Annotated in this window: 15 protein-coding genes and 2 pseudogenes; 15 read left to right on the plus strand and 2 right to left on the minus strand. The window is 43.0% G+C overall.

Annotated elements, in window-relative coordinates; genetic code table 11:
* Positions 1–245: 245 nt before the first annotated feature.
* The 6 genes and pseudogenes from MP387_RS01640 to dnaJ all read left to right on the plus strand — a co-directional run.
* A pseudogene (locus MP387_RS01640) lies at positions 246–3563 on the plus strand (SHIRT domain-containing protein); the annotation flags it as partial.
* A 92-nt stretch (positions 3564–3655) separates the two neighbouring features.
* Positions 3656–3742, plus strand: a pseudogene (locus MP387_RS01645) (DUF2812 domain-containing protein); the annotation flags it as partial.
* 160 nt (positions 3743–3902) lie between these two features.
* On the plus strand, positions 3903–4937 hold the full coding sequence (hrcA, locus tag MP387_RS01650) for a heat-inducible transcriptional repressor HrcA (protein WP_242747212.1): 1035 nt from the start codon (positions 3903–3905) through the stop codon (positions 4935–4937).
* Positions 4938–4963: 26 nt separating this feature from the next.
* Positions 4964–5479: a nucleotide exchange factor GrpE gene (gene grpE, locus MP387_RS01655; RefSeq protein WP_000046057.1), complete on the plus strand. Its 516-nt coding sequence runs from the start codon at positions 4964–4966 to the stop codon at positions 5477–5479.
* Positions 5480–5737: 258 nt separating this feature from the next.
* Positions 5738–7561, plus strand: a complete 1824-nt coding sequence (gene dnaK, locus MP387_RS01660) for a molecular chaperone DnaK (protein WP_242747214.1) — start codon at positions 5738–5740, stop codon at positions 7559–7561.
* Between the two features lie 403 nt (positions 7562–7964).
* Positions 7965–9101, plus strand: coding sequence for a molecular chaperone DnaJ (dnaJ, locus tag MP387_RS01665; RefSeq protein ID WP_001066315.1), 1137 nt, complete (start codon positions 7965–7967; stop codon positions 9099–9101).
* A gap of 440 nt (positions 9102–9541) precedes the next feature.
* Here dnaJ and MP387_RS01670 read toward each other — a convergent pair whose 3' ends face one another.
* Together MP387_RS01670 and MP387_RS01675 are read right to left on the minus strand one after the other, a co-directional pair.
* Positions 9542–9829, minus strand: coding sequence for a hypothetical protein (locus tag MP387_RS01670; RefSeq protein WP_000777744.1), 288 nt, complete (start codon positions 9827–9829; stop codon positions 9542–9544).
* A 9-nt stretch (positions 9830–9838) separates the two neighbouring features.
* A complete protein-coding gene (locus MP387_RS01675; RefSeq protein ID WP_242747216.1) occupies positions 9839–10249 on the minus strand; it encodes an HIT family protein in 411 nt (136 codons plus the stop codon).
* 67 nt (positions 10250–10316) lie between these two features.
* Here MP387_RS01675 and MP387_RS01680 point away from each other — a divergent pair, with 67 nt between their 5' ends.
* From MP387_RS01680 to infB, 9 genes are all read left to right on the plus strand, one after another.
* Positions 10317–11048: an ABC transporter ATP-binding protein gene (locus MP387_RS01680; RefSeq protein ID WP_242747218.1), complete on the plus strand. Its 732-nt coding sequence runs from the start codon at positions 10317–10319 to the stop codon at positions 11046–11048.
* Entirely contained in the window at positions 11045–12094 is a 1050-nt protein-coding gene (locus MP387_RS01685) for an ABC transporter permease (protein WP_242747219.1), read from the plus strand. Before MP387_RS01680 ends, MP387_RS01685 begins: the two co-directional genes overlap by 4 nt.
* A gap of 47 nt (positions 12095–12141) precedes the next feature.
* Positions 12142–12936 carry a cell cycle regulator CcrZ gene (gene ccrZ / locus MP387_RS01690; RefSeq protein ID WP_000363019.1) on the plus strand — a complete coding sequence of 265 codons (795 nt, stop codon included), beginning with the start codon at positions 12142–12144 and terminating at the stop codon, positions 12934–12936.
* A complete protein-coding gene (gene trmB, locus MP387_RS01695; RefSeq protein ID WP_033629357.1) occupies positions 12933–13568 on the plus strand; it encodes a tRNA (guanosine(46)-N7)-methyltransferase TrmB in 636 nt (211 codons plus the stop codon). The genes ccrZ and trmB overlap by 4 nt, the downstream gene beginning before the upstream one ends.
* A 126-nt stretch (positions 13569–13694) precedes the next feature.
* Entirely contained in the window at positions 13695–14174 is a 480-nt protein-coding gene (gene rimP, locus MP387_RS01700) for a ribosome maturation factor RimP (RefSeq protein ID WP_000338690.1), read from the plus strand.
* A 42-nt stretch (positions 14175–14216) separates the two neighbouring features.
* Complete coding sequence (nusA, locus tag MP387_RS01705; protein WP_000032277.1) at positions 14217–15353, plus strand: transcription termination factor NusA; 1137 nt, start codon at positions 14217–14219, stop codon at positions 15351–15353.
* A gap of 21 nt (positions 15354–15374) precedes the next feature.
* Complete coding sequence (gene rnpM, locus MP387_RS01710) at positions 15375–15668, plus strand: RNase P modulator RnpM (protein ID WP_000857560.1); 294 nt, start codon at positions 15375–15377, stop codon at positions 15666–15668.
* Positions 15661–15960 (plus strand): YlxQ-related RNA-binding protein, encoded by a 300-nt coding sequence (locus tag MP387_RS01715; protein ID WP_001041402.1) that lies wholly within the window; start codon positions 15661–15663, stop codon positions 15958–15960. The genes rnpM and MP387_RS01715 overlap by 8 nt, the downstream gene beginning before the upstream one ends.
* Before the next feature lie 16 nt (positions 15961–15976).
* Complete coding sequence (gene infB, locus MP387_RS01720) at positions 15977–18763, plus strand: translation initiation factor IF-2 (protein ID WP_242747222.1); 2787 nt, start codon at positions 15977–15979, stop codon at positions 18761–18763.
* The last annotated feature ends 50 nt before the right edge of the window (positions 18764–18813 follow it).

Below are 18813 nucleotides of genomic sequence, written 5' to 3' on the forward strand. Positions count from 1 at the left end.
TACGTTATGAAACTCATAGAGTGATAATAGGTTCAACAATAAAACGGCTATTTACATAGTGTAAACGCCTTTTCTAACATTATGATATTTTAATGACTCTCCCCAAAATTGACAATCTGGAAATACAAAATAATAAATTTTTATCTATAATCTACTTTTAATTGTCCCCTTTTTGTGTTAGAATGAGGTGAACATTTCTTTTTAAAATGATTGTATATAAATCATTTTTAGTTTGGAGGTTAATTATGAAATGGAGAAGAGGCATGAAAGTGCCGTTTTTTACTAATTTTAGTAGAAAAACAAAGGCTTATATCGGCCTAGTCGTTTTACTTTTTTCTATTTTTCTTCTTCCGGTTCAGTCTTATGCTGCATTAGAAGAGATTAAAAATGGAACGGATATCTCTACCTTGGATATTCGTAAGTTTAATTTAAATATTAACAATGCTAGTGTTTTATCTAAATCACAGTCTGTTGATCAGTTTCATCTATCGAATCCCCATTATGAATATCTAAGTGGGGGTGCTTATCCAGGAGAGATGGAAAATTTTACTCTCAAAGTAGATAAAAGTAAAAAGCAAGATCAAGTTTTTGAAAATCCTTTATCTCTAAAATTCACAAATATTGGTAACGTTCACGGTAAGCAAGTAGATGCTTATTTAAGATTTAATAAGGTAACTCTTCACTATCTAAATACTGCTCAAGCAGAGTCTGAAATGAATAGTGCTCAAAAATCTACTGTCGAATTTTTCTCAATTTCTGAATTATGGGAAAGTAGTGCTTTCGAAATTGGGAATGTTCCTTATGTGGATGCGAATCATGACTACATCATGAATAAAGCGTTTTGGATTGATGCTGATGTTACAGCAGAAATTCGTTATGCTGATGGAACAGAAACAGACTTGAAATTGGTCATGAAACCAACAGATATTGATGCAATTGATGCAAACAATTTGAAGGAAACCTTCTATGTAAAAAACTATAAGAATGATGTGAACCTTCGATTAATGAACAATGCCAATGTCTTGCAACAGGAAGAAACAAGTGACCGTACTTCATGGATTGCCACTCAAATAACTGGAGGTAGTTACTATGAAAACAATGTTTCAGGTTTAGCGCTTCGTTCAAATAGTAACAGCATGAATTTTGGTTATTCATCTACGGAAACCTGTTCGGCGGTATTTGGACTGTATGTTGAAAAGCTTGACCCAAGTCCAGTTCTAGAGGTAGAACCAACTGAGATTCCAGCTAAAGAGGGGCAGGATGTAACTTATAAGGCTACTTTTAAAGTTCCGGTTCCAGGTAAAGACCTTTTAGCAGCTCCATCATCTATTGAAATGGTTCAAAATTTTGATGATCGCTTGGACTATAAAGAACTTAAAGTTGAATCAGGTGGAGTGACTCTGCAAGAAGGACGTGACTATACGATCGAGAAGTCAGGTCAAACAGTTACTGTTAAAATGACACCTGAATACATAAAATCAAATTCTGCCGCTGAGATTATTATCACTTATAAAACAGCTACCAACAAAAAAGTGGAAGAAAAAGGACCTGAAAAAATTAACAATACTGTAACCTTGCATGTTGATAACTTATCAGCTCCTTCTAATCAGGTGAGCACTGCTCTTCTTTACGAAAAACACCATGAATTTGTCAGTGGAACTCCAGGTAAAGAGTTGCCACAAGAAGTGAAAGACTTGCTTCCAGCAACAGAAAAGAATTTACCTAATGGCAGTCAAGTAACGCCAACACAACCAAGTCAAACGGAAGTTAAGACAACTGAAGGTACATGGAGCTTCAAGTCCTACAATAAGACATCGGAAACTATCAATGGAGCAGACGCACACTTCGTAGGAGCCTGGGAATTCACTCCAGCACCAACCTACAAGGCGACGCACGAGTTTGTCAGTGGAACCCCGGGCAAAGAGCTTCCACAAGAAGTGAAAACCCTACTTCCAGCAGACCAAACAGACTTGAAAGACGGTAGCCAAGCGATTCCGACTCAACCAAGTCAAACAGAGGTTAAGACCGCGGAAGGTACATGGAGCTTCAAGTCCTATGACAAGACATCGGAAACCATCAATGGAGCAGACGCACACTTCGTAGGAGCCTGGGAATTCACCCCAGCGCCAACCTACAAGGCGACACACGAGTTTGTCAATGGAACTCCGGGTAAAGAGCTTCCACAAGAAGTGAAGGCCCTTCTTCCAGCAGACCAAACAAACTTGAAAGATGGCAGCCAAGTAACTCCAACACAACCAAGCCAAACAGAAGTGAAGACCGCAGAAGGTACCTGGAGCTTCAAGTCCTACGATAAGACATCGGAAACAATTAATGGATCAGATGCTAAGTTTGTAGGTACATGGGAGTTTACAGCAAGCCCAGTTCCAACAGTGACTCATAAAGCAGTTCACGAGTTTGTCAGCGGAACTTCAGGTAAAGAACTTCCACAAGAAGTGAAATCCTTGCTTCCAGCAGACCAAACAGACTTAAAAGATGGTAGCCAAGCAACACCAACGCAACCAAGTCAAACAGAGGTTAAGACAGCAGAAGGCACCTGGAGCTTCAAGTCCTACGATAAAACATCGGAAACAATTAATGGATCAGATGCTAAGTTTGTAGGTACATGGGAGTTTACAGCAAGCCCAGTTCCAACAGTGACTCATAAAGCAGTTCACGAGTTTGTCAGCGGAACTTCAGGTAAAGAACTTCCACAAGAAGTGAAATCCTTGCTTCCAGCAGACCAAACAGACTTAAAAGATGGTAGCCAAGCAACACCAACGCAACCAAGTCAAACAGAGGTTAAGACAGCAGAAGGCACCTGGAGCTTCAAGTCCTACGATAAAACATCGGAAACAATTAATGGATCAGATGCTAAGTTTGTAGGTACATGGGAGTTTACAGCAAGCCCAGTTCCAACAGTGACTCATAAAGCAGTTCACGAGTTTGTCAGCGGAACTTCAGGTAAAGAACTTCCACAAGAATTGAAATCCTTGCTTCCAGCAGACCAAACAAACTTGAAAGATGGCAGTCAAGCAACGCCAACGCAACCAAGTCAAACAGAAGTGAAGACAGCAGAAGGCACCTGGAGCTTCAAGTCCTATGACAAGACATCGGAAACAATTAATGGATCAGATGTTAAGTTTGTAGGCACCTGGGAATTCACCCCAGCGCCAACCTACAAGGCGATACACGAGTTTGTCAGCGAAACTCCAGGTAAAGAACTACCACAAGAAGTGAAATCCTTGCTTCCAGCAGACCAAACAAACTTGAAAGATGGCAGCCAAGCAACGCCAACGCAACCAAGTCAAACAGAAGTGAAGACAGCAGAAGGCACCTGGAGCTTCAAGTCCTATGACAAGACATCGGAAACCATCAATGGAGCAGACGCACACTTCGTAGGCACCTGGGAATTCACTCCGGCCCCAATTAAAGATTCTGGAAATACTAGTCAACCAGAAGAAAGAAGTAGTCAAAATCAGAACTTGTTACCAAACACGGGTTCAGCAGTATCTGGTCTTCTTTCAATCATCGGTCTTGCCTTTGCAAGTCTAGCAGCTTTTGTTCTTCGTAAGAAAGACTAAGCCACTCTTAGGAAATAACAAAATGACTTCTTAATTCCTGAATCTAAGAAGAGAGAACGAGAAATCGTTCTCTCTTTTTCGTTTTATACGCTTGCTTGATTTCTTATCTAATCTATGGTTTTTTCAGACTTAAAAGGAAATACCAAGTAGATGAGAAGTAAGATTATAGGTCTTTAGACTGATTTTTAGCACTCTTGGCAAAAGAGTGCTAATTTTTTGAGTTTTTGTCTTGACATTCTCTTCTAAGGGTGTATAATAGAATCATGAGTTAGCACTTGGATGCATAGAGTGCTAATCAATCAGACAGAGAGGAGTGATGAGATGGTTACAGAGCGTCAACAGGATATTTTAAATCTGATTATTGACATCTTTACCAAAACGCACGAACCTGTCGGATCCAAGGCGCTACAAGAGTCTATTAATTCTAGTAGTGCTACCATTCGTAATGACATGGCAGCTCTAGAGAAGCAGGGTTTGCTTGAGAAGGCTCATACCTCAAGCGGTCGGATGCCAAGTGTCGCGGGGTTTCAGTACTATGTGAAACATTCGCTTGCTTTTGACAGACTGGCTGAAAATGAGGTATACGAGATTGTCAAAGCCTTTGATCAGGAGTTCTTCAAACTGGAGGATATTCTGCAAGAGGCTGCTAATCTACTGACAGACCTGAGTGACTGTACGGTAGTGGCTCTGGATGTTGAGCCGAGCAGGCAACGGTTGACAGCCTTTGATATTGTTGTCTTGGGGCAACATACAGCCTTGGCTGTATTTACCCTAGACGAATCCCGAACGGTTACCAGTCAATTTCTGATTCCAAGGAACTTCTTGCAGGAAGATTTGCTGAAACTGAAGAGCATCATTCAGGAACGTTTCCTCACTCATACCGTTCTGGATATTCACTACAAGATTCGGACGGAGATTCCGCAGATTATCCAACGTTACTTTACAACAACGGACAATGTCATGGATCTCTTTGAACACATTTTTAAAGAAATGTTCAATGAAAATATTGTAGTAGCGGGAAAAGTCAATCTCTTAAATTTTGCTAATCTAGCAGCCTATCAGTTCTTTGACCAACCACAAAAGGTGGCTTTGGAGATTCGTGAGGGTCTGCATGAAGATCAGATGCAAAATGTTCGTGTTGCGGACAGTCAGGAATCCTGTCTAGCTAACCTAGCAGTGATTAGCAGTAAATTCCTCATTCCTTATCGAGGTTTTGGAATTCTAGCGATTATCGGTCCGGTTAATCTGGATTACCAGCAATTGGTCAACCAAGTCAATGTGGTCAATCGTGTTTTGACGATGAAGTTGACAGATTTTTATCGCTACCTCAGCAGTAATCATTACGAAGTAAATTAATTTTGAAATCATTAAAGGAGGCGAAAATGGCCCAAGATAAAAAGAACGAAGAAATGAAAGAAGAGGAAGTTGTGGAAACAACTGAAGAAACAACTCCTGAGAAGTCTGAGTTGGACTTGGCAAATGAACGTGCAGATGAGTTCGAAAACAAATACCTTCGCGCTCATGCAGAAATGCAAAATATTCAACGCCGTGCCAATGAAGAACGTCAAAATTTGCAACGCTATCGTAGCCAAGACCTGGCAAAAGCAATCTTACCATCGCTCGACAACTTAGAACGTGCACTAGCCGTTGAAGGTTTGACAGACGATGTCAAAAAAGGATTGGAGATGGTGCAAGAGAGCTTGATTCACGCTTTGAAAGAAGAAGGAATCGAAGAAATCGCAGCTGACGGTGAATTTGACCATAACTACCATATGGCCATCCAAACTCTCCCAGCAGACGATGAACACCCAGCAGACACCATCGCTCAAGTCTTCCAAAAAGGTTACAAACTCCATGACCGTATCTTAAGACCAGCCATGGTAGTAGTCTATAATTAGGATACAAAGCCCGTAAAAACTTGTCCGAAACGACAATAAACTATGAAGAAGGATAAAAAGCAAGCCGGAGGCTTGCAAGGAAGATATTTCCCGCCGTGGTGAAAGTTTCAGTAGCTTTTGCTACTGAAACAGGGGATTTTTGAGACAATAGGCTCAAAAATAAGTGATGAAATCCCGTAGGGAGTTGCTCACGTCCCCACCACTTAAGGGGAATATCAAAAAATCAAAATTCGAATTAAACTTTAAGGAGAAAAACACATGTCTAAAATTATCGGTATTGACTTAGGTACAACAAACTCAGCAGTTGCAGTTCTTGAAGGAACTGAAAGCAAAATCATCGCAAACCCAGAAGGAAATCGCACAACTCCATCTGTAGTGTCATTCAAAAATGGTGAAATCATCGTTGGTGATGCCGCAAAACGTCAAGCAGTTACAAACCCAGATACAGTTATCTCTATCAAATCTAAGATGGGAACTTCAGAAAAAGTTTCTGCTAACGGAAAAGAATATACTCCACAAGAAATCTCAGCTATGATCCTTCAATACTTGAAAGGTTACGCTGAAGAATACCTTGGTGAAAAAGTAACCAAAGCAGTTATCACAGTCCCAGCTTATTTCAACGATGCTCAACGTCAAGCAACTAAAGACGCTGGTAAAATCGCTGGTCTTGAAGTAGAACGTATCGTCAACGAACCAACAGCAGCGGCCCTTGCTTACGGTTTGGACAAGACTGACAAAGAAGAAAAAATCTTGGTATTCGACCTTGGTGGTGGTACATTCGACGTATCTATCCTTGAATTGGGTGACGGTGTCTTCGATGTATTGTCAACTGCAGGGGACAACAAACTCGGTGGTGACGACTTTGACCAAAAAATCATCGACCACTTGGTAACAGAATTCAAGAAAGAAAACGGTATTGACTTGTCTACTGATAAGATGGCAATGCAACGTTTGAAAGATGCGGCTGAAAAAGCTAAGAAAGACCTTTCTGGTGTAACTTCAACACAAATCAGCTTGCCATTCATCACTGCTGGTGAGGCTGGACCTCTTCACTTGGAAATGACTTTGACTCGTGCGAAATTTGACGATTTGACTCGTGATCTTGTTGAACGTACAAAAGTTCCAGTTCGTCAAGCCCTTTCAGATGCAGGTTTGAGCTTGTCAGAAATCGACGAAGTTATCCTTGTTGGTGGTTCAACTCGTATCCCAGCCGTTGTAGAAGCTGTGAAAGCTGAAACTGGTAAAGAACCAAACAAATCAGTAAACCCTGACGAAGTTGTTGCCATGGGTGCTGCTATCCAAGGTGGTGTAATCACTGGTGATGTTAAAGACGTTGTCCTTCTTGATGTAACACCATTGTCACTTGGTATCGAAACAATGGGTGGCGTCTTCACAAAACTTATCGATCGCAACACTACTATTCCAACATCTAAATCACAAGTCTTCTCAACTGCAGCGGACAACCAACCGGCCGTTGATATCCACGTTCTTCAAGGTGAACGTCCAATGGCAGCAGATAACAAGACTCTTGGACGCTTCCAATTGACTGACATCCCAGCCGCACCTCGTGGAATTCCTCAAATCGAAGTAACTTTCGACATCGACAAGAACGGTATCGTATCTGTTAAAGCCAAAGACCTTGGAACTCAAAAAGAACAAACTATTGTTATCCAATCTAACTCAGGTTTGACTGATGAAGAAATCGACCGCATGATGAAAGATGCAGAAGCAAATGCTGAAGCAGATAAGAAACGTAAAGAAGAAGTAGACCTTCGTAACGAAGTAGACCAAGCAATCTTTGCGACTGAAAAGACAATCAAGGAAACTGAAGGAAAAGGCTTCGATGCAGAACGTGATGCTGCCCAAGCTGCCCTTGATGACCTTAAGAAAGCGCAAGAAGACAACAACTTGGACGAAATGAAAGCAAAACTTGAAGCATTGAATGAAAAAGCTCAAGGACTTGCTGTTAAACTCTACGAACAAGCCGCAGCAGCCCAACAAGCTCAAGCAGGAGCAGAAGGCGCACAAGCAACAGGAAACGCAGGCGATGACGTCGTAGACGGAGAGTTTACGGAGAAATAAAATAGTCCAGTGGACTATTTTATACCGAGCTTGAAAATCGGAGAGCGAGGTCGTTAAGAATGAGGAATCACTAAAGTGATTGTCATTCTACTACAATCGCTATGATGACTTTTGCGTTGTAAGTATAAGAAGAAATCCAGAGGTTGCAACCCAGCCTCTGTTTTTCGGTAAAAAGGGGCTAAACCCAATTTATTTGAGTTTTTATCATCAATATGAAAGAAAGGAATTGAACCCGAACTAGATTGAGGTTTCGTTCCGCAATATTAACAGAAAGGAATAAGGGTGTTCGTAATTGAACTCGAGCGGAAAGCTTGGAAATTAGATAAACCTCCTAAGAAATCAGGATTTCTTGTCGGTTTCCTAAATTTCAGTCGCTTTCTGTTCGCTCTTAGTATCTTGAATTATGAACAATACTGAATTTTATGATCGTCTGGGGGTGTCAAAAAACGCTTCGGCAGACGAGATCAAAAAGGCTTATCGTAAGCTTTCCAAAAAATATCACCCAGATATCAACAAGGAGCCTGGCGCTGAGGAAAAATACAAGGAAGTTCAAGAAGCCTATGAGACTTTGAGTGACGACCAAAAACGTGCGGCCTACGACCAATATGGTGCTGCAGGTGCCAACGGTGGCTTTGGTGGTGCCGGTGGCTTCGGTGGTTTTGACGGAGCAGGTGGCTTCGGTGGTTTTGAAGATATCTTCTCAAGTTTTTTCGGCGGAGGCGGAGCTTCGCGCAATCCAAACGCTCCTCGTCAAGGGGATGACCTCCAGTACCGTGTGAACTTGACCTTTGAAGAAGCTATCTTCGGAACAGAAAAAGAAGTTAAGTACAACCGTGAAGCAAGCTGTCGTACATGTAATGGATCTGGTGCTAAGCCAGGGACAAGTCCAGTCACTTGTGGACGCTGTCATGGCGCTGGAGTCATTAATGTCGATACGCAGACTCCGCTTGGTATGATGCGCCGTCAAGTAACTTGTGATGTCTGTCATGGTCGCGGAAAAGAAATCAAGGATCCATGTACAACTTGTCATGGAACAGGTCATGAAAAACAAGCTCATAGCGTACATGTGAAAATTCCTGCTGGTGTGGAAACTGGTCAACAAATTCGTCTAGCTGGTCAAGGTGAAGCAGGTTTTAACGGTGGGCCTTATGGTGACTTGTATGTAGTAGTTTCTGTGGAAGCTAGCGACAAGTTTGAACGTGAAGGAACCACTATTTTCTACAAGTTAAATCTTAATATCGTCCAAGCTACTCTTGGAGATACTGTTGAAATTCCAACCGTGCATGGAGATGTTGAATTGGTTATCCCAGAAGGAACACAGACTGGCAAGAAATTCCGTCTACGTGGCAAGGGAGCACCGAGCCTTCGTGGCGGTGCCGTTGGTGACCAATACGTTACTGTTAATGTCGTGACTCCGACAGGTTTGAACGACCGCCAAAAAGCAGCGCTTAAAGAATTCGCAGCTGCTGGCGACTTGAAAGTCAATCCAAAGAAAAAAGGATTCTTTGACCATATAAAAGATGCCTTTGAAGGAGAATAAACTAAAAAGAGCCGGCGGGCTCTTTTTAAAGCGTAAACAAGCTATATCCCATCAACTATACACCACAATTTAGACAACTCATTCACCATTTCATAACTAATACTCTTCGAAAATCTCTTCAAACCGCGTCAACGTCGCCTTGCCGTATATATGTGACTGAATTCGTCAGTCTTATCTACAACCTCAAAACAGTGTTTTGAGCAATCTGCGGCTAGTTTCCTAGTTTGCTCTTTGATTTTTATTGAGTATAAATCAAATACTTTCCCAGACTTTTCGCCGCAATGGAAACACCTGAAACCGGTTGATTTCAGGTGTTTGGAAACTTTGAGACCTAGGCTCAAAGTTTAGGTATGGAATTTCGAAGAAGGTCGTTACCGTCCGTCATTACTTAAGGAAAGTCTTAAAAAATCTATAAACTAAAAAGAGCCATCGGGCTCTTTTTACTTATCCTCAAGCTCCTGTGTTTCTTTTATCACAGCTAGTCTAGTCTGGAAATCTTTTTCCAAGACTTTAAATTTATAGGTTAAATCTTTTTGGTATTCCTTGATAAGTGCTTTTTGTTGGTCGATGATTTGTAGGCTGTTTTGGATGATATCCAAATCATCCTTGATAGCTTGGACGCGGTCAGTTGTATCTAGCACTTCATCCTGAATGGCTTGGCGATTTTTCACGACAAAATAACTTCCAGCTGCAGCTCCTGCAAATAGCAATAGATTGGATAGTTTCATAGCATCTCCTTAAGCGTTTTTAATGGTTTCAGCGACTTGGGCAAGTTTGTCAAAGTCGGGTTCGTGGGCGATAAAGTCAATCTTGAGGTCATCTTCTGCACCGTAGCGAGGTACGAGGTGCACATGGGTATGAAAGACCGTTTGACCAGCAATTTCCTCGCAGTTGGCAATGATATTCATGCCGACAGCTTTGGTAGCCTTCATGACTTTTTGAGCCACTGTTGGCACTTGGGCAAAGAGTTGGCTAGCGCTGGCAGCGTCCATCTCCAAAAGATTGCGAAAATGCTCTTTTGGTACAATGAGGGTGTGTCCAGGCGTTACTTGAGAGATATCAAGGAAGGCAAGAATCTGCTCATCCTCGTATACTTTTGAAGCAGGAATCTCCCCTGCGATGATCTTACAAAAAATGCAATCTGACATAAAATCCACCTCTACTGTATTGAATTTTGATATAATATAGCTACATTATACCAGATTCGGAGAAAATATGTTAGAAATTAGAAACCTGACAGGAGGCTATGTTCACGTTCCTGTCTTGAAAGATGTGTCCTTTACAGTTGAAAGTGGACAGTTGGTCGGTTTGATTGGGCTCAACGGTGCTGGGAAATCAACGACAATCAATGAGATTATTGGTCTGTTGACACCTTACAGTGGAGAAATCAAGATTAATGGTCTCACCCTGCGAGAAGATGCGACCAGCTATCGCAAGCAGATTGGCTATATCCCAGAAACGCCTAGTCTGTATGAGGAATTGACCCTCAGAGAGCATATCGAGACGGTTGCCATGGCCTATGGTATTGAGCAGAATATAGCTTTTGATCGTGTGGAACCTTTGTTAAAAATGTTTCGTTTGGATCAAAAATTAGACTGGTTCCCAGTGCATTTCTCCAAAGGGATGAAGCAGAAGGTCATGATTATCTGTGCTTTTGTCGTAGATCCGAGCCTTTTCATCGTTGATGAGCCTTTTCTTGGTCTCGATCCCTTGGCGATTGCCGACTTGATTCAGCTTCTAGAAGTAGAAAAGCAAAAAGGCAAGTCCATCCTCATGAGTACCCACGTGCTGGATTCGGCGGAAAAGATGTGTGACGCCTTTGTCATTCTCCACAAGGGAGAGGTGCGGGCTCAGGGGAACCTCCAGCAACTCCGCGAAGCCTTTGACATGCCTGAAGCGAGTTTGAATGATATTTACTTGGCTCTGACCAAAGAGGAGGAGCTATGAAAGACTTGTTTTTAAAGAGAAAGCAGGCTTTTCGTAAGGAATGTGTCGGTTATCTGCGCTATGTTCTAAATGACCACTTTGTCTTGTTCCTGCTGGTTCTCATTGGTTTTCTAGCCTACCAGTACAGTCAACTCTTGCAAGATTTTCCTGAAAATCATTGGCCTATTCTCTTGTTTTTAGTAATAGTATCTACCTTGCTTTTGGCTTGGGGAGGAATCGCGACCTACATGGAAGGACCTGACAAGCTCTTTCTCTTAGTCAGTGAAGAGGAGGTTAAGTCTCACCTCAAAGGGCAGACAGTGCGCTCACTGGTCTTTTGGCTCTTTGTCCAAACCCTTTTCTTGCTTTTATTTGCGCCCTTATTTTTAGCCATGGGTTATGGCTTGCCAGTTTTTCTCATCTATGTGCTTTTATTGGGAGCTGGGAAATACCTGCTCTTTCGTCAAAAAGCCAGTAAATGTTTTACTGAGAACGGAATTGACTGGGACTATGTGATTGCCCAAGAAAGCAAGCGCAAGCAAGTCTTGCTTCGTTTCTTTGCTCTCTTTACTCAGGTCAAGGGCGTTTCCAATAGTGTCAAACGTCGCGCTTATCTGGATTTTATCCTTAAAGTAGTTCAGAAAGTGCCGAGCAAGATTTGGCAAAACCTCTATCTCCGTTCTTATCTGCGAAATGGAGACCTCTTTGCCCTCAGTTTGCGCCTTTTGTTCCTATCCTTGTTAGCTGTGATCTTTATTGAGCAATCTTGGATCGCTACAGCGGTGGTAGTGCTGTTTAACTACCTCTTGCTCTTTCAGTTACTCGCTCTCTATCATGCCTTTGATTACCAATACTTGACCCAGCTCTTTCCGCTAGAAAAAGGGGAGAAAGAAAAGGGATTGAAACAGATTGTACTTGGTGTGGGAAGTGCAGTTCTTTTGTTAGAATTGCTGGTCGGAGCAGTGGTTTTTCAAGAAAAAGTAGCCTTGTTGGCTCTTGTAGGGGCTGGTCTCTTCCTACAATTGTTTTATTTGCCTTACCAACTAAAAAGATTGGTTGACGAATAGACCAAAAACTAGTAGAATAGTAAGGAAACTTTATACGGAGGAAAGAAATGGACTTGGGTGATAATGAGCTAACGCTGACCCCTATCCCTGGGAAGAGCGGCAAAGCTTATATGGGAAGCTACCCTGATGGGAAGCGCGTCTTTGTAAAAATGAACACCTCTCCAATCCTACCTGGCCTAGCCAGAGAACAAATCGCTCCTCAATTACTATGGACTCGTCGTTTGCCAGATGGTCGTGATATGTGTGCTCAGGAATGGCTGACGGGCAAAATCTTGACCCCTTACGATATGAATCGCAAGCAGATTATCAATATCTTGAACCGCCTTCACCGCTCGCGTCCTTTGATGAAGCAGTTGAGCCGTTTGGGATACACCATGGAAACACCAGTTGATTTGCTACGTTCTTGGCAGCAAGGAGTTCCAGAAATCTTGAAGCAGAACCACTATTTGAACAGTGTGATTGCGGAGCTAGGTAAGACGGTTCCAGGTTTTAGAGAAGACCATGCAACGATTGTGCATGGGGATCTTCGTCATAGTAATTGGATTGAGACAGAGAGTGGACTCGTTTATCTAGTGGATTGGGATTCGGTTCGTCTGACGGATCGTATGTTTGATGTGGCGCATTTGCTATGCCACTACATTCCAGATCATCAGTGGCGTCAATGGTTGAGAGACTACGGCTATAAGTACAATCAGACAGTGTTAGATAAATTGTATTGGTATGGTCAGTATTCTTACTTGAACCAGATTGCCAAATACTGTGAAAATCAAGATTTAGACAATGTAAACCGGGAGATTTATGCCTTGCGCGTCTTCCGTGACAAGTACGGAAAGAAGAGATGAGAGTTAGAAATCGTAAAGGGGCGACAGAATTACTAGAGGCTAATCCTCAGTATGTAGTCCTCAATCCCTTAGAAGCAAAAGGGAAATGGCGAGACTTGTTTGGAAATGATCATCCTATTCATGTTGAGGTTGGAAGTGGGAAAGGGGCCTTCGTATCTGGAATGGCCAAACAAAACCCTGACATCAACTACATCGGGATTGACATTCAAAAGTCAGTATTGAGTTATGCCTTGGACAAGGTGCTTGAAGTTGGAGTGCCCAATATCAAATTGCTGTGGGTAGATGGTTCAGATTTGACTGACTACTTTGAAGACGGGGAGATTGAACGTCTCTACCTAAACTTTTCAGATCCCTGGCCTAAAAAACGCCATGAAAAACGTCGTTTGACTTACAAGAGTTTCCTGGATACCTTCAAGCGCATCTTGCCTGAGAATGGGGAAATCCATTTCAAGACAGACAATCGTGGCTTATTTGAGTACAGTCTAGTGAGCTTTTCTCAGTATGGGATGAAACTCAATGGTGTTTGGCTGGACTTGCATGCCAGTGATTTTGAAGGCAATGTCATGACGGAGTATGAGCAAAAATTCTCCAGCAAAGGTCAAGTGATCTACCGAGTTGAGGCAGAATTTTAAGAAATAGCTTGAAAACCAGCTGTTTGAGTGCTTATGCTTTACATAAATTGACAAACGTGCTATACTGATAGTAAGAATATGAGAAAGAGAGGCGGGGAAATATCTTCGCCTCTTGCTTATGAGGAGGTGGACGCAATCGCAACAATCGTAGAATTAGTCAGAGAAGTTGTAGAACCTGTCATCCAAGCGCCTTTCGAGCTCGTGGATATCGAGTATGGAAAGATTGGCAGTGACATGATTCTCAGTATTTTTGTAGATAAACCCGAAGGAATTACCTTGAACGACACGGCAGACCTGACAGAAATCATCAGTCCTGTTCTTGATACTATCAAGCCTGATCCCTTCCCAGAACAATATTTCCTAGAAATCACCAGTCCAGGCTTGGAACGTCCTTTGAAAACTAAGGATGCCGTCGCTGGAGCAGTTGGAAAATACATCCATGTCGGGCTCTACCAAGCCATCGACAAGCAGAAAGTCTTTGAGGGAACCTTGTTGGCCTTTGAAGACGATGAGTTGACTGTGGAGTATATGGACAAAACACGTAAGAAAACTGTCCAAATTCCATACAGTTTAGTATCAAAAGCACGTTTAGCAGTAAAATTATAGAAAAGAAAGGATAGCTTTTGAGGATTCAAAAGTGAAGAAAACATGAGTAAAGAAATGCTAGAGGCCTTCCGCATTTTGGAAGAAGACAAGGGAATCAAAAAAGAAGACATCATCGACGCAGTAGTAGAGTCGCTTCGTTCCGCTTATCGCAGACGCTATGGTCAATCTGACAGCGTAGCTATTGACTTCAACGAAAAGACTGGTGACTTTACTGTCTATACTGTTCGTGAAGTTGTAGATGAAGTATTTGATAGCCGTTTGGAAATCAGCTTGAAAGATGCCCTTGCCATTAATTCAGCCTATGAGCTTGGTGACAAAATCAAGTTTGAAGAAGCACCAGCTGAGTTTGGTCGTGTAGCAGCCCAATCTGCTAAACAAACCATCATGGAAAAAATGCGCAAGCAAACACGTGCCATCACATACAATACTTACAAGGAACATGAACAAGAAATCATGTCTGGTACAGTAGAACGATTTGACAACCGCTTTATTTACGTCAACCTTGGCAGCATCGAAGCCCAATTGTCCAAACAAGACCAAATCCCTGGAGAAGTCTTTGCTTCCCACGATCGTATCGAAGTATATGTCTACAAGGTTGAAGATAACCCTCGTGGTGTCAACGTCTTTGTTAGCCGTAGCCATCCAGAGATGATTAAGCGTTTGATGGAGCAAGAAATTCCAGAAGTCTACGATGGAACTGTTGAAATCATGAGCGTAGCTCGTGAAGCAGGTGACCGTACCAAGGTTGCTGTTCGTAGCCACAATCCAAACGTGGACGCTATCGGTACAATCGTTGGACGTGGTGGTGCAAACATCAAGAAGATCACCAGCAAATTCCACCCAGCTCGTTACGATGCCAAGAGCGACCGCATGATTCCTGTCGAAGAAAACATCGACGTTATCGAGTGGGTAGCAGATCCAGCTGAGTTTATCTACAATGCCATCGCACCGGCAGAGGTTGACCAAGTTATCTTTGATGAAAACGACAGCAAACGTGCCTTGGTCGTTGTACCTGATAACAAGCTTTCTCTAGCTATCGGTCGTCGTGGACAAAACGTTCGCTTGGCGGCTCACTTGACAGGTTACCGTATCGATATCAAGTCTGCAAGTGAATTTGAAGCTATGGAAGAAGCAGGTCAAGTTGATTACGCAGCTGCGGACGAATTGATCGAAGAATAAAAGCTGCTAGAGGAGGGAAAGATGAAAACAAGAAAAATCCCTTTGCGCAAGTCTGTTGTATCTAACGAAGTGATTGATAAGCGTGATTTGCTCCGCATTGTCAAGAACAAAGAAGGTCAGGTCTTTATCGATCCGACAGGCAAGGCCAATGGCCGTGGCGCTTATATCAAGCTAGACAATGCAGAAGCCCTAGAGGCAAAAAAGAAGAAAGTCTTTAACCGCAGCTTTAACATGGAAGTGGAAGAAAGCTTTTATGACGAGTTGATCGCCTATGTTGATCACAAAGTGAAAAGAAGAGAGTTAGGACTTGAATAAGCAAAAGATAAGTAATCTCTTGGGACTTGCTCAACGAGCAGGCCGGATCATATCAGGTGAGGAATTGGTGGTCAAGTCCATCCAAGATCAGAAAGCCAAGCTAGTCTTTCTAGCCCATGATGCTGGTCCTAATCTGACCAAGAAGATTCAAGATAAAAGTGACTATTATCAAGTAGAAGTTATAACCGTGTTTTCAACACTGGAATTAAGCATAGCAGTCGGGAAACCGAGAAAGGTTTTGGCTGTGACAGATGCTGGATTTACAAAGAAAATGAGGTCTCTTATGGAATAGAAGAGGAGGACATGATTTGTCTAAGAAAAGATTGTACGAAATCGCAAAAGAACTTGGAAAAGAAAGTAAAGAAGTTGTAGCGCGTGCAAAAGAGTTGGGCTTGGATGTGAAAAGCCACTCATCGAGCGTGGAAGCTGCTGCTGCTGAACAAATCGCAGCTAGCTTTAAACCTGCACCTGCTCCTAAGGCAGAAGCAAAACCTGCAGCACCAAAAGTAAGTGTAGAAAAGAAAGTTGAAAAGCCTGTATCAGCTAAACCAGTTGTCGCTAAGGAAGAAAGTAAACCAGCTACACCTGCAGCTCCTAAGGAAGAAAAAGTAGTGGCCGCAAGACCACAGAGTCGAAACTTCAAGGCGGAGCGTGAGGCGCGTGCCAAAGAGCAGGCAGAACGACGCAAACAAAACAAGGGCAACAACCGTGACCAACAACAAAACGGCAACCGTCAGAAAAATGACGGCCGTAATGGTGGTAAACCTGGTCAAGGGAACCGCGACAATCGCCGATTCAACGACCAAGGGAAAAAATCACAAGGTCAAGGGAATCGTGGCAATGATCGCCGTCAGCAACAAGACTTCCAGCCAAAACAAGCTGGACCACGTGTTGACTTTAAAGCCCGTGCAGCAGCCCTAAAAGCAGAGCAAAATGCAGAGTACGCACGCTCAAGCGAGGAGCGCTTCAAACAATCGCAAGCAGCCAAAGAAGCCTTGGCTCAAGCTAACAAACGCAAGGAGCCGGAGGAAATCTTTGAGGAAGCTGCTAAGCTAGCTGAACAAACGCAACCAGCCGTAACAGTAGCTCCTGTAGCGAAAGAAGCGCCAGTGGATACACGTCGTAAAAAACAAGCTCGACCAGACAAAGAACGTGACGATTATGATCACGAAGAAGATGGTCCTAGAAAACAACAAAAGAATCGAAGTAGTCAGAATCAAGTGAGAAATCAAAGAAATAGTAACTGGAATAACAACAAGAAAAATAAAAAAGGGAACAAGCAAAACAACCGTAACCAGGCTCCAAAACCTGTTACAGAGCGTAAGTTCCACGAATTGCCAACAGAATTTGAGTATACAGATGGTATGACTGTTGCGGAAATCGCAAAACGGATCAAACGTGAACCAGCTGAAATCGTTAAGAAACTCTTTATGATGGGTGTGATGGCCACACAAAACCAATCCTTAGATGGAGAAACCATCGAACTCCTCATGGTGGATTACGGTATCGAAGCCAAACAAAAGGTTGAAGTGGATAATGCCGACATCGAACGTTTCTTTGTCGAAGATGGCTATCTTAATGAAGATGAATTGGTTGAGCGTCCACCAGTTGTAACCATCATGGGACACGTTGACCATGGTAAAACAACCCTCTTGGATACCCTTCGTAACTCTCGTGTTGCGACAGGTGAAGCAGGTGGTATCACGCAGCATATCGGTGCCTACCAAATCGTGGAAAATGGCAAGAAGATTACCTTCCTTGATACACCAGGACACGCGGCCTTTACCTCTATGCGTGCGCGTGGTGCATCTGTTACCGATATTACTATCTTGGTTGTAGCGGCCGACGACGGGGTTATGCCTCAGACTATCGAAGCCATCAACCACTCAAAAGCGGCAAACGTTCCAATTATCGTGGCTATCAACAAGATTGATAAACCAGGTGCCAACCCAGAACGCGTTATCGGTGAATTGGCAGAGCATGGTGTTATGTCAACAGCTTGGGGTGGTGATTCTGAATTTGTTGAAATCTCAGCTAAATTCAACCAAAACATCGATGAACTCTTAGAAACGGTCCTACTTGTGGCTGAAATCCAAGAACTCAAAGCAGACCCAACAGTTCGTGCGATCGGTACTGTTATCGAAGCTCGCTTGGATAAAGGAAAAGGTGCAGTCGCAACCCTTCTTGTTCAACAAGGTACCTTGAATGTCCAAGACCCAATCGTTGTCGGAAATACCTTCGGTCGTGTCCGTGCTATGACCAATGACCTTGGTCGTCGTGTCAAGGTTGCTGGACCATCAACGCCAGTTTCTATCACAGGATTGAACGAAGCGCCAATGGCGGGTGACCACTTTGCCGTTTACGAAGATGAAAAATCTGCGCGTGCGGCCGGTGAAGAACGTGCAAAACGTGCCCTCATGAAACAACGCCAAGCTACCCAACGTGTCAGCCTTGAAAACCTCTTTGATACGCTTAAAGCTGGTGAGCTTAAGTCAGTTAATGTTATCATCAAGGCCGACGTACAAGGTTCTGTTGAAGCCCTTTCTGCCTCACTTCAAAAGATCGATGTGGAAGGTGTCAAAGTTACCATTGTCCACTCGGCAGTCGGTGCTATCAACGAATCTGACGTGACTCTTGCCGAAGCTTCAAATGCCTTTATCGTTGGTTTCAACGTACGCCCTACACCACAAGCGCGTCAACAAGCCGAAGCTGACGATGTAGAAATCCGTCTCCACAGCATTATCTATAAGGTTATCGAAGAGATGGAAGAAGCCATGAAAGGGATGCTTGACCCAGAATTCGAAGAAAAAGTTATCGGTGAAGCAGTTATCCGTGAAACCTTTAAGGTATCTAAAATCGGAACTATCGGTGGATTCATGGTTATCAACGGTAAGGTTACCCGTGATTCTAAAGTCCGTGTTATCCGTGACGGTGTCGTTATTTACGATGGTGAACTTGCAAGCTTGAAACACTACAAAGACGACGTTAAAGAAGTTACAAACGGTCGTGAAGGTGGATTGATGATTGATGGCTACAATGATATCAAGACTGATGATGTGATTGAGGCATACGTCATGGAAGAAATCAAACGTTAAGATTTTTGCTCCTTTCTTAGGTGGTGAGGGACGCAAGCAAACCGATGGTT

Origin of the sequence: Streptococcus oralis, assembly GCF_022749195.1 — a bacterium.
Taxonomy (GTDB): Bacteria; Bacillota; Bacilli; order Lactobacillales; family Streptococcaceae; genus Streptococcus; species Streptococcus oralis_CI.

Bases quoted from the DNA above. Each gene is read 5' to 3' on its own strand.
- MP387_RS01670 (WP_000777744.1), bottom strand. From the start codon at position 9,829: ATGAAACTATCCAATCTATTGCTATTTGCAGGAGCTGCAGCTGGAAGT.
- grpE (WP_000046057.1), top strand. From the start codon at position 4,964: ATGGCCCAAGATAAAAAGAACGAAGAAATGAAAGAAGAGGAAGTTGTG.
- MP387_RS01675 (WP_242747216.1), bottom strand. From the start codon at position 10,249: ATGTCAGATTGCATTTTTTGTAAGATCATCGCAGGGGAGATTCCTGCT.
- trmB (WP_033629357.1), top strand. From the start codon at position 12,933: ATGAGAGTTAGAAATCGTAAAGGGGCGACAGAATTACTAGAGGCTAAT.
- hrcA (WP_242747212.1), top strand. From the start codon at position 3,903: ATGGTTACAGAGCGTCAACAGGATATTTTAAATCTGATTATTGACATC.
- MP387_RS01685 (WP_242747219.1), top strand. From the start codon at position 11,045: ATGAAAGACTTGTTTTTAAAGAGAAAGCAGGCTTTTCGTAAGGAATGT.
- dnaK (WP_242747214.1), top strand. From the start codon at position 5,738: ATGTCTAAAATTATCGGTATTGACTTAGGTACAACAAACTCAGCAGTT.
- MP387_RS01680 (WP_242747218.1), top strand. From the start codon at position 10,317: ATGTTAGAAATTAGAAACCTGACAGGAGGCTATGTTCACGTTCCTGTC.
- nusA (WP_000032277.1), top strand. From the start codon at position 14,217: ATGAGTAAAGAAATGCTAGAGGCCTTCCGCATTTTGGAAGAAGACAAG.
- rnpM (WP_000857560.1), top strand. From the start codon at position 15,375: ATGAAAACAAGAAAAATCCCTTTGCGCAAGTCTGTTGTATCTAACGAA.
- ccrZ (WP_000363019.1), top strand. From the start codon at position 12,142: ATGGACTTGGGTGATAATGAGCTAACGCTGACCCCTATCCCTGGGAAG.
- dnaJ (WP_001066315.1), top strand. From the start codon at position 7,965: ATGAACAATACTGAATTTTATGATCGTCTGGGGGTGTCAAAAAACGCT.